Source organism: Rahnella perminowiae (assembly GCF_019049695.1).
In the GTDB taxonomy this organism is placed as follows: Bacteria; Pseudomonadota; Gammaproteobacteria; order Enterobacterales; family Enterobacteriaceae; genus Rahnella; species Rahnella perminowiae.
The window spans coordinates 45,128-59,040 of sequence record NZ_JAFMOT010000175.1; the positions used below are offsets into that span (position 1 = coordinate 45,128).

Annotated in this window: 11 protein-coding genes and 1 pseudogene; 4 read left to right on the top strand and 8 right to left on the bottom strand. The window is 49.4% G+C overall.

Features of this window, described 5'->3' with window-relative positions; genetic code table 11:
* Window positions 1-375: 375 nt before the first annotated feature.
* From J1781_RS26320 to J1781_RS12140, 6 genes are all read right to left on the bottom strand, one after another.
* The gene (locus J1781_RS26320; RefSeq protein WP_255466777.1) at window positions 376-501 is read right to left on the bottom strand and encodes a hypothetical protein; all 126 of its coding nucleotides are present in this window, start codon (window positions 499-501) and stop codon (window positions 376-378) included.
* A gap of 251 nt (window positions 502-752) precedes the next feature.
* Complete coding sequence (locus tag J1781_RS12120) at window positions 753-1,091, bottom strand: cytochrome d ubiquinol oxidase subunit II (protein ID WP_217233653.1); 339 nt, start codon at window positions 1,089-1,091, stop codon at window positions 753-755.
* Window positions 1,088-1,351, bottom strand: a complete 264-nt coding sequence (locus tag J1781_RS12125; RefSeq protein ID WP_238483524.1) for a cytochrome ubiquinol oxidase subunit I — start codon at window positions 1,349-1,351, stop codon at window positions 1,088-1,090. The genes J1781_RS12120 and J1781_RS12125 overlap by 4 nt, the downstream gene beginning before the upstream one ends.
* Window positions 1,344-1,835 (bottom strand): helical membrane plugin domain-containing protein, encoded by a 492-nt coding sequence (locus tag J1781_RS12130; protein ID WP_217158443.1) that lies wholly within the window; start codon window positions 1,833-1,835, stop codon window positions 1,344-1,346. The genes J1781_RS12125 and J1781_RS12130 overlap by 8 nt, the downstream gene beginning before the upstream one ends.
* Window positions 1,835-4,807 carry a formate dehydrogenase subunit alpha gene (gene fdhF / locus J1781_RS12135; protein ID WP_217233654.1) on the bottom strand — a complete coding sequence of 991 codons (2,973 nt, stop codon included), beginning with the start codon at window positions 4,805-4,807 and terminating at the stop codon, window positions 1,835-1,837. Before fdhF ends, J1781_RS12130 begins: the two co-directional genes overlap by 1 nt.
* Window positions 4,808-5,143: 336 nt before the next feature.
* Window positions 5,144-5,296 (bottom strand): hypothetical protein, encoded by a 153-nt coding sequence (locus J1781_RS12140; protein WP_217233655.1) that lies wholly within the window; start codon window positions 5,294-5,296, stop codon window positions 5,144-5,146.
* 243 nt (window positions 5,297-5,539) lie between these two features.
* Between J1781_RS12140 and J1781_RS26175 the strand changes: the two genes are divergently transcribed.
* From J1781_RS26175 to J1781_RS12160, 4 genes and pseudogenes are all read left to right on the top strand, one after another.
* Window positions 5,540-5,866 (top strand): four-helix bundle copper-binding protein, encoded by a 327-nt coding sequence (locus tag J1781_RS26175; protein ID WP_129955360.1) that lies wholly within the window; start codon window positions 5,540-5,542, stop codon window positions 5,864-5,866.
* 547 nt (window positions 5,867-6,413) lie between these two features.
* On the top strand, window positions 6,414-6,629 hold the full coding sequence (locus tag J1781_RS12150; protein ID WP_331252978.1) for a DUF2767 family protein: 216 nt from the start codon (window positions 6,414-6,416) through the stop codon (window positions 6,627-6,629).
* Between the two features lie 116 nt (window positions 6,630-6,745).
* Window positions 6,746-7,438 (top strand): hypothetical protein, encoded by a 693-nt coding sequence (locus tag J1781_RS12155; protein WP_217233657.1) that lies wholly within the window; start codon window positions 6,746-6,748, stop codon window positions 7,436-7,438.
* A gap of 212 nt (window positions 7,439-7,650) precedes the next feature.
* A pseudogene (locus J1781_RS12160) lies at window positions 7,651-7,785 on the top strand (type VI secretion system tube protein Hcp); the annotation flags it as partial.
* A 33-nt stretch (window positions 7,786-7,818) separates the two neighbouring features.
* On the opposite strand, the gene J1781_RS12165 reads toward J1781_RS12160, so the two are convergent.
* Both J1781_RS12165 and J1781_RS12170 read right to left on the bottom strand, forming a co-directional pair.
* On the bottom strand, window positions 7,819-10,803 hold the full coding sequence (locus J1781_RS12165) for a Tn3 family transposase (RefSeq protein ID WP_014333876.1): 2,985 nt from the start codon (window positions 10,801-10,803) through the stop codon (window positions 7,819-7,821).
* Window positions 10,804-10,895: 92 nt separating this feature from the next.
* The gene (locus J1781_RS12170; RefSeq protein ID WP_217233658.1) at window positions 10,896-13,883 is read right to left on the bottom strand and encodes a Tn3 family transposase; all 2,988 of its coding nucleotides are present in this window, start codon (window positions 13,881-13,883) and stop codon (window positions 10,896-10,898) included.
* Window positions 13,884-13,913 lie beyond the last annotated feature (30 nt).

The window sequence follows — 13,913 nt, forward strand, 5'->3', positions numbered from 1 at the left end:
TCCCAATCGGGAGGTTGACTAAATAAGGTGTTGATATGAATAACCCGGTAATTCTATGATATTAGAGGGAGTTATAACGGGGTTTGCTTTCTCAGAAAAACGGGTATTTATCGCAGGTGAGTAAGCGATTATTTTACTCAATGAAACATAATTAATGATTTATTTGAATATCCGAAGGTCGCCTTTCGCTGCATGCCGTATACAGGTGCTGTGAGAGAATCAGACATAGTCTGGAGAGTTTACATTCAACGAGGAAAACGACTGGCAGATGCTCAGGCTGTGCTGTGATCATGAAAAATATCTGATTAATAATAAACATTTAAGCACAGGATTGAAATGAGCCCCCTCAGGAGAGGGCTCATTTCAGGGGCCGGGTCAGATATTTTTATCACCTGATTCCGGCGCATTATGAGGATCGTCTTTTTTGTAGTCTGGCTGCGGATTGTCTTTATCTCTTTTATGATCACACTGGCTATTATCAGGATCGCTATTCTTAAGCATATAGCCTCCAATGGGTTCTATGAATAAGTTATAAGTATAGTCAGAGGGAATAAATACTTCGCGCCGGGATAAGTATTTATAGGATTTTTCCGATCGGTGAGTTTTACGTATGCTGCGATATAAAATTTACTGATTTATAAAGGCCTGGTTAACCTAAAAAAGCTATTACCACTCCCTTTTATAAACTTGCGCATTATTACCACATATGCAGTTGAAGCAGCATGCCTGCACGGTGATAGCTTATTGTTTTATTACTTTTCTATTTTTCCGCGAAATACCCAAAAGGCCCAGCTATGGTAAAGAAGCGTGATCGGAATAATAAAGGCAATGCCGGTCAGAAGGAACGCTTGTGTTATACCTCCGGACGCCACCCTGTGTAAGTTCATTTCCCCCGGAATAAGCTCAGGGTAAATGCCTATCCCGGTCTGTATAACGATGGCAGCCAGTAAAATAAGAGTAACGGCCAGTTGTCTGAACGGGCTAAGCTTCTGTAATGCCAAAAGCGAAAAAAGCCATAACAGGACAATTGATAGGATCAACCCCTTACCCCAGGCCAGTTGCCATACCTGCTGCCACGGTGCAGGATTCATACATTGTATAAGTTAGTGCCGAACTGAAATTCCATCACTACGCCGGAAACGGCCCCAACGGCAACGGTGATGGCAAAAATTTTCAGCCAGAAGTGCAGGGCAGTACCCGAGGCTGCCTGTTTACCCCATAGCCAGCGGGTTTCGAACCATACCAGAAACGGAGCCAGTCCTAAGGTCAGTGCAGCCAGCGTGATGTGCATTCCCATAGTGAGCGCAAATTGTCCGCGTGACAGCAGCAGCACCCAGTCAGTTTCACTCATGCGTTTCTTTACCGGTATTTCGGGTCACAGGTTTCTGCTCTTCTTTCTGTATCTCTTCCCCAAAGGCTTTCAGGCCGTTAACGATCGGCATCAGACCACGCCATAAATCCTCATCATTGAGCAGTTTCATCATGCCGAGTACCCCGGGCGCCGTTTCTTCGTGTTTCGGTTCGTTACGCTCATTATCCTGGCGTACCGCCATAACGCCGGATTTGAGCGCCTGCAGCAGATGATTAAAATGCTCCGGCGGGATTTTGCTCAGCGTGATAAACAGCAGGGACAGGTTTTGCATGGCATTCTGGCTACCGGGCTGATTCATCCCGGCGACCAGAATACGCGCGATATCCGTATTTGCCCGCACCACATCGTTCAGCAAACGTAAAAACCCATGCTCATGCAGGCTCTCGGTTAAGGTATGCAGCATTTCCTGTGCGGTTGTTTCGGTGCTGGCAGGCGGCACCTGATATTCCTGTCGTTCAGCCATTAGAATTTCTCCGGATGTTCAACATGTTCAGGCGGCAGGCGATAACCATCCTGACGCCATTTATCTTCTGCTGGCACCTGGTTGATCGGGGTGCGCTGACCATAGCGGAAGTTTTCTCGCGGCAGGGGATCAGGTTGCGGAGTCCGCTCCAGTTTGGTCATCGTGACCGCGATTTCCTTATAAGCCGGGGTATTCACGTCCGGATCGTGGTGCTCTCCGGTCAGGCCATTCACGCCGGGTTTTCCATGATGAATGGGAATAAACAACACGTTACCGGCCACACGGTCCGTGATGAGCACCGGCACTTCCAGCGAGCCGCGGCGCGAAGTCAGGCGTACCCAATCCCCTTCCTGTAACTGACGCTCTGCCGCCAGCTGAGGGCCCACTTCCACATACCAGTTTGGCGAAAGGGAAGTGATCCTTCCTCCTTTGCCGGTCTGATTAGTTGACTGGAAGTGCTCAAGCATGCGGCCGTTATCGAGCAGCAAATCGTATTCGCTGTCGGATTCCTCCATGGGCGGATGCCACTCAAGCGGATACAGTCGTGCTTTGCCATCGGGAAATTGGAATTTGTCGGTATACAGCAGCGGCGTACTTTTACCGTCAGCACTGACTGGCCAAAGCTGAGAGTGCCATCCGGACAGGCGTTCATAACTGACACCGGCAAAAATCCCGGCGATATTTGCCGCTTCCTGCATAATCTGGCCAGGATGCTGGTAATACCAGGGATGGCCAAGTTTGGAGGCCAACATCGTCAGGATTTTCCAGTCCGGGAGGCTTTCACCCAGCGGTTTCATTACCTCATAAAAACGCTGGATACGCCGTTCGGTATTCACGAAGGTGCCTTCTTTTTCGACAGACGGGCAACCAGGCAGCACCACATCTGCAAATTCTGCGGTACGGCTCATAAAAATGTCCTGGACCACCATAAATTCCAGTTTGCTGAAAGCCTCATGAACATTCGTCGAATCTGCATCGGAAAATGCGGTCTCCTCTCCGATGATGTACATCGCCTTCAGCGCACCTTTATCGGCCTGTTGCACCATTTTATAATTATCGGCGCCCGCCTTGTCGGAGAGCGCGGCAGGGTCGACACCCCAGGCTTTTGCCCACTTTTCGCGCATCGCCGGATCGGTGACTTTTTCATAGCCGGGATAGACATTACTCAGGCAACCGAAATCACTGGCTCCCTGAACATTGTTGTGGCCGCGCATCGGATAACCCCCGGTGCCCGGACGGCCATAATTGCCGGTCACCAGCAGTAAATTCGACAGCGCCGTGCTGGTATCGGCTCCGTGGCTGTGCTGGGTGATCCCCATCGCCCACAGCAGACAGACGCTTTTCGCCTGGCCGATCATCTCCGCGGCTGATACCAGTGTTTCGACACTCAGACCCGTGATCTCACTGGCATATTCCAGCGTGAAAGGCATAAGAGAGGCATAATATTCTGCGACCTGATTGACCCGCTGGTTCAGGAACTCTTCATCGGCATAACCGTGGTCAAACATGTAACGTGACATGGCCGAAGCCCAGACCAGATCGGTTCCCGGCTTGATTTGCAGGAACAGATCTGCGCGGTCGGCCATTTCATGCCGCCGGGGATCGACCACCAGCAGTTTTTGCGACCGGTGTTTATGTGACTGCTTGATATGTGAGGCAATCACCGGATGGTTTTCCGCCAGATTACTGCCGATCGTGATAATCAGGTCAGCCTGCTGCATATCTTTGATGGTTCCCGCATCGCCACCATAGCCGACCGTGCGGAACAGCCCCTGTGTGGCCGGGTTCTGGCAGTAGCGTGAGGAATTATCTACATTATTGGTGCCAAAAATCAGGCGGGCAATTTTTTGCGTCAGGTAAGCTTCTTCATTGCTGGCCTTGCTTGAACCAATAAAACCGATGGCGTCTCCCCCATGACGTTGTGCGGTTTCACGCAACCGGCGGGCAACGGTCTCCAGCGCTTCGTCCCAGCTGGCAGGGCGGAAGCGTCCATTTTCGCGGATCAGTGGTGTGGTCAGCCGTTCCGGGCTGTTGACAAAATCCCAGCCAAATTTTCCTTTTACGCAGGTCGAGATACCGTTTGCCGGCGCCTCTGCCACAGGCTGCACTTTCAGTATATGGCGGTCACGCGTCCACATTTCGAAACTGCATCCTACGCCACAATACGTACATACCGTCTTCGTCCGCTTGATTTCCGCCTGCCGCAGCGCATTATCGATCAGGGAAATAGCCGTCACCGGCTCCGCGCCAATACTGTTCTCCAGGGCTTTAACGAAATCGATCAGCGGACGTTTAACCGGTTCAGGCATGGCGGTAAACGGACCGGCATCCGGTTGCATGGTTTTTTCCAACAGTGCGTTGCACGGGCACACAGTGACGCAATGCCCACAACTGACGCAGCTTGAACCGGCGATTTGAGTCCCGCCATCCCAGCGTACGCGCGGATGAGCTTCGGTATAATCGATGGTCAGCGTTTCATTCACCTCAACGTTCTGGCAGGCTTCAACGCAGCGACCACAGAGAATGCACTGATCCGGGTCGTAAGTATAAAAAGGGTTAGAATGGTCTTTCCCGTAGGGTTTTCGCTCGAAAGGGTAATACTGAATCGGGATATGCATATCGGCGACAGTATTGTGCAGGGTGCAGTCACCGGTGTTGTGTTCGCAAACCGTACAATACAGCTCATGGCGGTTAAGTATGCGATCCATCCCTTCTTCCTGCGCTGCGCGCATGGCGTCGCTCTGACTGTTCACTGCAAGACCATCATAGGTAGTGAGCGTGCAACCGCGCACTTTTTCACCATCCGCTTCTACCCAGCACACATCGCAGGTTTCCAGCGGTGGCAGCGCAGGGTGATAACAAACATGCGGCAGTTTTTTCCCCTGTTCTTGCAGAAAATCAATCAGCGGTTGATTAATCCTCCCCGTTAAAGGCTCGCCGTTATACAAAATCGTGCATGTTTGTTGGTTCATTAAACCCCCGCGTTCCGGTTAATGAAAAAGGCAATTTCCGCCCTGCTGGTTTGTAAGGTTATGTATATGAGCTTAGCTAACATGCTTTTTTCTTCAATTAATAACGCCAGATTTACATATTCTTCAGATAAATCTGTAAATCAGGAAAAAGGGAGGGCTAAGCGAAGGTACCTTATCTTATTGATATATTGGCGTCAGGATCATAAAAGCATGGAATTATCCCCGGCGTGGAGTGCTATATCAACAGGGCTTAGAACAGACAACCGTGAGAACCGTGGAACATGGCTGCCTGCTGAAACGTATTTCATCACATATCGCAGGATATATATCTTTGTATTACAACCTCTTATCGCCTGACTCCGGTGCATCTGCAGGATGATCTTTTTGATAATCTGGTTGAGGTTTATTCCTTTCCCGCTTATGAATATCCTTATCCCGTTCATGATCATGCCCGGATTTACTTTTATCTTGATCAGTGATGCCTGTCATTGCAACAACCTCCCGTCATATTAATCGAACTTAAATTATAGCCACAGGTATCGCGTGTAATGTGATTAAAAAGGATAACAATGGCGGTCCTGACATTTAAATGTATAGCAAGCCCCTGTTTGTATTAAATGATTATTCATCAGGAGTCTCTTATAATAAATTGTTATTATGGTACTCTGAACTTGCTTATCATGAAATATTATTCAGACTTTGAAAGGTGTTAAATTTAATTAGGAGGCTTGTATGAAGATCAATAATCAGGAGATTATCGATGAATGTTATCAATGCGCAGAAGCATGTGATCACTGTGCTACATCCTGCCTTAACGAAGAAGACATTGGCATGATGAAAGCTTGTATCCGGCTGGACATGCAATGCGCCGCGATTTGTCGTCTTGCCGCGCATTTTTTGGCGCTCCAAAGCGGCTATGCGCAACAGATATGTTATCTGTGTGCGGACATTTGTACCGCCTGTGCTGAGGAATGTTCGCAACATCAGCATGACCACTGTCAGTACTGTGCGAAGCGCTGCCGGCAGTGCGCCGATATGTGCAGTAAGGTCGCCGCGTAAATTTCCTCTCTTAAAAAGGCCTGCAATGCAGGCTTTTAACAAACCGTATTTAGTTACAACATTCACATGATTTCCTTCTACTACTCAGTGCAAATCTGAAGCTCCGAGCTGGCCCTTAATAACGGACCGTGCACAGCGGTAACACCCGTGTGGAACCTGGCCGCCCTGAAAAGCCGCGCCCGCGGGCCAAAGGCCCGGAACAGAGTGGCTTTAGGATGAATGTTGTAACTACTGCGGTTGTGTCGCTTTGAGAGGTTTTCCTTTGGTTTTAGAGTACACGCTCGTAAGCGCCTTTGCCGCTAACGCGGAGATACGCGCTGGCTTCGCCAGGACCACTCCGACCGCGTACATTAGCGTATCGTTGGTGTTAACAGGAATGGTCTTGCAGGGCGGGGGGGCGCCGCGTCACCGGCGACCATAAGCTGAGGTATCCTATGTGACACTATTTGTCGGCTTCATGTGCTAACGCACATAAATACAACTTAACCGCAATTTAATTAGGAATGTTTGATAATATACAACCGATACAAACAATTATGAAGTTGCTATAAGTACAGAGGAAACGGACCAACTGTACGATCAAATGTGCCGGATTGTTGGAGATTTAGTATTTACGTTACATGACCTGGCTATTGAACCTAAACACATAGTGATAGCGGATCTGTTGAGAACAGCGCTAACAGCAAAGATTGAGCGGCCAGAATCGATGATTAAATGTATGAAAGTGCCAATCAAAGTACTGGAAACGTACAGACCAGCCTGACGTTGTGTCGGATAAGCCGCAAGAAAGGGTGTCTTCAGGGGAAAAGCGCGCGGTGAGCGCATGTTATGGTAAATTGAATATCCATACGGACTTAATGGCATAAGCAAGGAATGATTATGTACGGTAATGATGAAATTATCAGCCATTTACAGGCCAATAAGATTCTTGCGTTAAAGCTCGATCACGCATTAACGGGTGTTAGAGAAGCGGTATCAAATCAGATTGAAACGATAGGTGCAGGCGCACAGCGTGCATTGTATTACACATCCTGTTTCACGGATGAATATCAGGACGTCTGTCAGAAACAAAAGACTGAGGATATTCGATTTTCTAAAGGAGTTTACCATCTTCTACAAAATGGCAATATTGCGTACGACATGCTTAAAATATATTTCGGAGAAATATTTAAATTTAAAACAACTGCTCAATTAGAACACATCAAGCAGCGGCTTATGGCTGTGAATGTCCATATTGCTGCAAGTTCACTCACAAATGTCGGGTTTTCTTTAGCTGTTGCATCATCCGTTACCATCGGCATGAATCTAAATCTTGAAATCAGCGCACTAGCAGGACGCAGGGCGGGCGGGGTTGTTGGTGGGCTTGGCATATATGGCATAGTCCAGAAAGCAGCAAATAGTGCAGATCGTCTTCGCTTTACTTACCCTGCGTACTACTCTGCGCTATATGCTCAAGAACTGGAAATGATGTACTTCCTGATAGAGCCATTGTTTGAGCGGGCTGGCGCATTTAAAGCACTGTGGGGATCGGATGGTGATATTACAGACATCATCATCAAGATGATTAGATAAAATATGATGAATTTTATCAGAAGGGTTTTTAAGAGATTTTTCAAGTCATTATTTACGATGTACGGACCCGCCGTACTAACACTTATATTTGCAGTTGTTCTAGTGCGTTTTCTCCCTGATGGCCCTTTATGGCCTGTGCCTCTATTTTTCGTGATCGTAATAGTTATTTTTTATCGCTACGTTAAATGATGATTAATTTATAAGGAAATTAAATGTCCACTCCCGCTCACTTATGGCTTGAAGATGAAAACGGCTCTCCCGTTGTCGGTAGCTGCATGATGCCACTGCGCTTAGGCTCTATCGAATTAAAATCATTCTCCCACGGCGTCACTATTCCCGTTGATCCAGGGGTCCGCTTGGAAAACGGAAAATATCCTACGCTAAGCATGTTTTTTGTACAGGCTACTATCCACTGAGCGTAATGCGCGGTATTTACCCTGTCCCAGTTTTAGGTTTGTTCGCCAGACGTAATCCCCGCTCAGGTTGATATGTTCCCATCCCAGTGGAGACAGATGAGAAATCAGTTGCTCATTAATCGCGATCCCTTTCCGCCTCAAAGAATCTATCGCTCTTTCTATATATACCGTATTCCACAGTGAGATCGCCGCAGTCAGCAATGTCAGACCGCTGGCTCGATAGCTCTGATTCTCCAGCCTCCTATCTCTGATTTCACCCAGCCGATGCATAAAGACCGCTCGCGCAAGGGCATTGCGAGCCTCACCTTTATTCAGCCCCGCCTGTACGCGTCGACGCAGTGAAGGATCCCTGAACCAGTCCAGCATAAACAATGACCTTTCGATGCGCCCAAACTCTCTCAGCGCCTTTGCCAGACCATTCTGTTTCGGATAGCTTGCCAGCTTTTTCATCATCAGTGATGCTGTTACCGTTCCCTGCTTTATAGAACTAGCCAGACGCAGCACCTCATGCCAGTGGGTTTCAATTTCCTTTAGATTCAGGCTGGTTGTCGAGATGATTGACTGAAGCCCCTGATACAACTCAGCTTTTCCATGAATAAACAGCCGTTTGTCATGAAGATCCCGGATCCTTGGCGCAAAAGCGAATCCGAGCAGATGCATTAGCGCGAAAACATGCTCAGTGAAACCTGCTGTGTCGGTGTAATGCTCTGTAATTTCCAGATCAGTTTCGTGGTACAGCAGACCATCAAGTACGTGTGTTGAATCCCGCACTCGGCTGATGACTTTGGTGTAAAACGGGCTGTATTGGTCCGAAATATGCGTATAAATCTGCATGCCTGGCTCCTGACCGTATTTAAGATTGACCTGACCAGCATAACGCCCGTGACTCCCCACCCGAAAGTTCTGTCCATCAGACGATGACGTTGTTCCATCGCCCCAGAATGCCGCCAGAGGGCGTTTTTTCTGGGCATTGACCAACTCGGCCAGCGCAGCTGAATAGGTTTCATCCCTGATGTACCAGGCCTGAATGCCCTCGAGCGACGATTTGGTCGTTCCCGGACAGGATTCGGCCATTTTTGTCAGTCCAAGGTTGATACCATCGGCCAGGATGGTGGTCAGTAACAACTTTCTGTCTTTAGGTCTGACGTGATTGTTTTTGAGGTGTGTGAAATGGCGGGTAAAACCAGTCCAGCCGTCCACTTCATCCAGCATTTCAGTAATTTTAGGGTGAGGGAGCATGCCATAAACCAGATCGCCAAAAGGGGATGCTGCTGAAGGGACACTGTTATCCAGCGGGGTAATTTTCACGCCTTTATCCGATATATCAACATCGGGTAAATCACCGGCCAGCGCCATCGCGTTAACTTCTTCCAGACGCGATGCAAGAAGCGTCAAACGGCTCTTGATGTATTCATGGCAATCGGCCGGAACAGCAAGGGGTAACTGGTTATCCCTGAGTGATTTTTCAAAATCGCCTGACGGGATCAGATAATCATCGAAATTCCTGTAGCGGCGTGACCCCTTTACCCAGATGTCACCTGAACGTAAGGCTCCCTTCAGTTCATTCAGCACGCAAAATTCGTAATATTTTCGGTCAATGCCGGTGGGGGTGATCACAACCTTTCTCCAGCTTTCCGGGATGAACCCGATTGGCGCGGAAGGCGGTACTTTTCGGAGTTGTTTTCTATACATATCTCTGACGGTATCCAATGCGTCACTGAGCTGCATTGCGGCGGGTGCAGCCCTGAACTGCAACACGGACAGCATCCGGGGGGCGTATTTACGCAGCGTACTGTATTTTTCTGTGATCAGATGCAACGGGTCGAAGTTGTCCTTACGTGACAGGAACCGCGTCTCTTCCACGCTGTTGATGAATTCCTGCCAGGGAAGGACGTCTTCTATTGCGGCCCAGGGATCTTCCCCGGATTCTCTGGCGTTAAGTAATGCCTGCCCGACGGTAGCGTATTGCTTCAGTTTACTCTGAATCAGCTTTCCCGTTTGCTGGAGTCGCTCGGCCTGAGTACGTTTTGCCCTGCTGAACAGACTACTCAGAATACGCTCGTGCAGATCAATAACTTCGTCAGTCAGGGTGGATCTGGCCTCCGATATGATACAAACCAGCGAGGCATAACGGCGAACATCCGTGAATCTTGCCAGATCCCGGCTATTCATTTTCCTGCCTTCGCGTGCGAGTTTCAGGAGTCGGTTCTGGTGAACGGAAAGTGCAATGCCGTCAGGGAGTACCAGCGACTCAATCGCATTTAACCGGTCGATATGTTGCAGGACATTTTTACCATTAATTTTTCCCGGAGGCTGGAGCAGCCAGGCCAGCCGTGAAGGTTGCTCACCCTCAGATACCAACAGACGGTCCAGTGCCGCTTTATGCCCTGGTTCAAGCTGCGCGGTAAGCGCAGAAAAAACCGCCCTGTCGGCAAGTGTTGTTGCTTCGGCCAGGGTTCGTTCGATCACTTCAACAGAGGGGAAAATAACCTTATTATTGTGGAGCCAGGAGAGCATTTCCTCCGCAAGTAAAAAACCTCTGTCTGTCCGCATGGCGTGGGGATAAAGGTGGCGAATACAGGTTTTTTGCAGCGCCCGGTTAAAAGGGGATAATTCCAGGTAGCGGTAGAGTTCAGCCAGATGTTCCCAGCGGGTGACCTCTCTTGATGCATACTCGGCCCACAAATCAGACTGGACTTTCAAATGAGCCGCCAGCCTGAAGACAACACCGTCGTGAGGTGAAATACTTTTGTCGGGAGGAAACCCTGGTCCTCGCAAATAACAGAGTAAAACTGCAAAGCCCAGACGGTTAGCTGGCCTGCGGTGTTTATTAATGAGCGCGAGGTCATGTTCACTCAGAAAGCACATGCGCGTCAGAAATACGTCATCATCCGGCACAATCAACAAGCGTTCTTTTTCTTCACTACTGAGTATTTGTCTCCGTGGCATAAATGCTTCCTCTGCATATAGTTTATATGAGTTATCGCTTTAAACTGACCGAAACCGGTCGGTTTCGTAGGGGTCAGTTTGGATATCGAAAATTATTGTACGTTAAGGCTATTTTTTGACCTTTCGACTTTAGCTGGTCTCAGCCGACGAAACTTACCGGAAGCCGGTATCCGGTTGCTTTTCCATATATAATCGCCTGTCAGATTGATGTGTTCCCAGCCTAACGGGGACAAATGCGACAGCAGTTGCTCGTTGATCTTCACCCCTTTGCGCTTCAGGGCATCGACCACTCTTTCCATATAGACGGTATTCCACAGGGATATGGCAGCCGTCAGCAGCGTCAGTCCACTGGCGCGATAGCTCTGATTTTCCGGTTTTCTGTCCCTGATTTCACCCAGCCGGTGTAGGAATACCGCACGCGCCAGCGCGTTACGGGCTTCTCCTTTATTCAGTCCCGCCTGTACCCGCCGACGAAGTGCCGGATCGCGGAACCAGTCGAGCATAAACAGAGTTCGTTCAATACGACCAATTTCCCTCAGTGCTTTGGCAAGTCCGTTTTGTTTGGGGTAGCTGGCAAGCTTTTTCAACATCAGGGATGCCGTCACGGTTCCCTGCTTTATTGAAGTGGCCAGACGAAGTACTTCACGCCAGTGAATTTCGATCTCTTTCAGATTCAGGCGGGTCGTTGATATCAGTGACTGAAGCGCCGGGTATTGGTCTGCTTTCCCTTTGATAAACAGCTTTTTGTCGTGGAGATCCCTGATCCGCGGACAGAACGCAAATCCCAGCAGATGCATCAGGGCAAAGACATGATCGGTGAAACCAGCGGTATCGGTGTAATGCTCCCTGATTTCCAGGTCGCTTTCGTGGTACAGCAAGCCATCGAGCACATGGGTTGAATCCCTGACCCGGCTGATTATGCAGGTGTAAAACGGGCTGTATTGATCCGAAATATGGGTATAAAACTGACGTCCAGGCTCTTGCCCATATTTCGGGTTAACCTGCCCTGCGTAGCGGCCTGAGCTGCCTGTTCTGAAATTCTGTCCATCTGATGATGACGTTGTCCCGTCTCCCCAGAATGCCGCCAGTGGTCTTTTCCCCTGCGCGTTTACCAGCTCTGCGAGGGCGGCTGAATAGGTTTCGTCGCGGATGTACCATGCCTGGATATCTTCCAGTGATGATTTGGTGCTTCCGGGGCAGGCTTCCGCCATTTTGGTCAGGCCAAGATTGATGCCATCCGCAAGGATGGTGGTGAGGAGCTGGCGGGCATCGGGACGGGTAATGTCATTTTTTATATGCGAAAAATGTCGGGTAAACGTCGTCCAGCTGTTTACCTCATCGAGAATTTCCGTGATTTTAGGGCGCGGTAGCATGCTGTAAACCAGCTCTGCCAGCGGTGAAACCTGTACCGGGACGCAGTTATCCAGCGGAGAGACTTTTACTCCCCTGTCAGATATTTCGACATCGGGCAGCTCACCAAGGGCAGCCATGGCATTGACCTCTTCAAGTCTGGACTGAAGCAGGGTCATACGGCTGGTAATGTACTCATGATAATCAGCAGATACGGGCAGGGGCAGCGCCGGTGTGAGTTTGTCAAAGTCCTTTTCGGGAATGAGGTAATCATCAAAGTTTTTGTAGCGGCGTGAGCCTTTAACCCAGATGTCCCCGGAGCGCAATGCACCCTTAAGCTCGCTGAGCGCACAAAATTCATAGTACTGCCGGTCAATACCCGCAGGTGTAATCACCACTTTGCGCCAGCTTTCAGGGACAAACTCAAGCGGCGCTGTCGCCGGAACTTTACGCGACTGCTTCCGGTACATATCCTTGATCACAACCAGCGCATCAGCCAGAGGTTGCGCTGCCGGGGTTGCGATTAACTGTAAAGCGGACAACATGCGCGGGGCATATTTCCGTAATGTGCTGTATTTCTCGGTAATAATATGTAACGGGTCAAAATTATTTTTTCTGGCAAGATGGCGTGTTTCCTCCAGACTGGCGACAAATTCAGGCCATGGGAGTATGTTTTCTATTGCGAGCCATGGATCGCCACCGGAATCACGAGCTTCAGACAGTGCCTGGCCGACATCTATGTACTGCCTCAGTTTTGACTGGATTAGCTTTCCGGTCTGTTGAAGGCGCTCAGCCTGTGTTCTTTTGGCTTTGCTGAACAGGCTGTTCAGCATGCGTTCATGCAGCTCAATCACTTCATCTGTCAGTGTGGCTCTGGCTTCTTCCAGCACGCACACCAGGATCGCATGACGGCGGGCTGCTGAAAATCGGGTCAAATCCCGGCTACTCATCTTTCGGCCTTCCCGCGCCAGTTTCAGCAACCGGTTCTGGTGAATGGTACGATCTATACCTTCAGGTAATGCCAGCGATTCAATGCTACTGAGCCGATCAAGGTGTTGCAGCACGTTCTTACCATTTATTTTACCCGGCGGTTGCAGAAGCCATGTCAGCCTGGAAGGCTGATTATCTGAGGACTCAAGTAAACGATCCAGGGCATCCCTGTGAGCCGGAGTTAACGGGGCATTCAGGGTCTGAAATACGATTTTATCGCCGCCAGCCATGGCCTCCGCACAGGTACGCTCCACGACATCAATCGCGGGAATTATCACGTTGTTCTTCCGGAGCCAGACCAGCAGTTCTTCGGCCAGGAGAATACCTTTATCGGTGCGCGTCGCCATCGGCAGCAGGTGTGTAATACAGTCCTGCTGTATTTTTCCGGTAAACGCTTTTACGCCAAGATAGCGGTACAGTTCGGTTAAATGTTCGCGTCGCGTGGTTTCCCTGCCGGAAAGGTAAGCAGGCCAGAGATCCCCGGTAAGTTTTAGCCTGCTGGCGATATGCTTCAGCAGCGCATCAGAGGGTGGGATTTTTTTATCCGGTGCAAAGCCGACATTTTTCAGATAGCAAAGAAGGACGGCAAAACCAAAACGACTGGCGGGTTTACGGTGAGCACTGATAAGCGCCAGATCATGCTCACTAAAATACGCCATTCGTGTCAGCGTTAACTCATCGTCCGGTAATGCCAGTAATGATTCTCTTTCCGACAGAGAAAGAATCTGCCTCCTTGCCATATAGTTTCCCTCATAAATTATTTGATGCGG

What these genes read in the sequence shown, in the direction of transcription:
- J1781_RS26320 (WP_255466777.1), bottom strand. Translation starts at nt 501, where the DNA reads ATGCTTAAGAATAGCGATCCTGATAATAGCCAGTGTGATCATAAAAGA.
- J1781_RS12120 (WP_217233653.1), bottom strand. Translation starts at nt 1,091, where the DNA reads ATGAATCCTGCACCGTGGCAGCAGGTATGGCAACTGGCCTGGGGTAAG.
- J1781_RS12125 (WP_238483524.1), bottom strand. Translation starts at nt 1,351, where the DNA reads ATGAGTGAAACTGACTGGGTGCTGCTGCTGTCACGCGGACAATTTGCG.
- J1781_RS12130 (WP_217158443.1), bottom strand. Translation starts at nt 1,835, where the DNA reads ATGGCTGAACGACAGGAATATCAGGTGCCGCCTGCCAGCACCGAAACA.
- fdhF (WP_217233654.1), bottom strand. Translation starts at nt 4,807, where the DNA reads ATGAACCAACAAACATGCACGATTTTGTATAACGGCGAGCCTTTAACG.
- J1781_RS12140 (WP_217233655.1), bottom strand. Translation starts at nt 5,296, where the DNA reads ATGACAGGCATCACTGATCAAGATAAAAGTAAATCCGGGCATGATCAT.
- J1781_RS26175 (WP_129955360.1), top strand. Translation starts at nt 5,540, where the DNA reads ATGAAGATCAATAATCAGGAGATTATCGATGAATGTTATCAATGCGCA.
- J1781_RS12155 (WP_217233657.1), top strand. Translation starts at nt 6,746, where the DNA reads ATGTACGGTAATGATGAAATTATCAGCCATTTACAGGCCAATAAGATT.
- J1781_RS12165 (WP_014333876.1), bottom strand. Translation starts at nt 10,803, where the DNA reads ATGCCACGGAGACAAATACTCAGTAGTGAAGAAAAAGAACGCTTGTTG.
- J1781_RS12170 (WP_217233658.1), bottom strand. Translation starts at nt 13,883, where the DNA reads ATGGCAAGGAGGCAGATTCTTTCTCTGTCGGAAAGAGAATCATTACTG.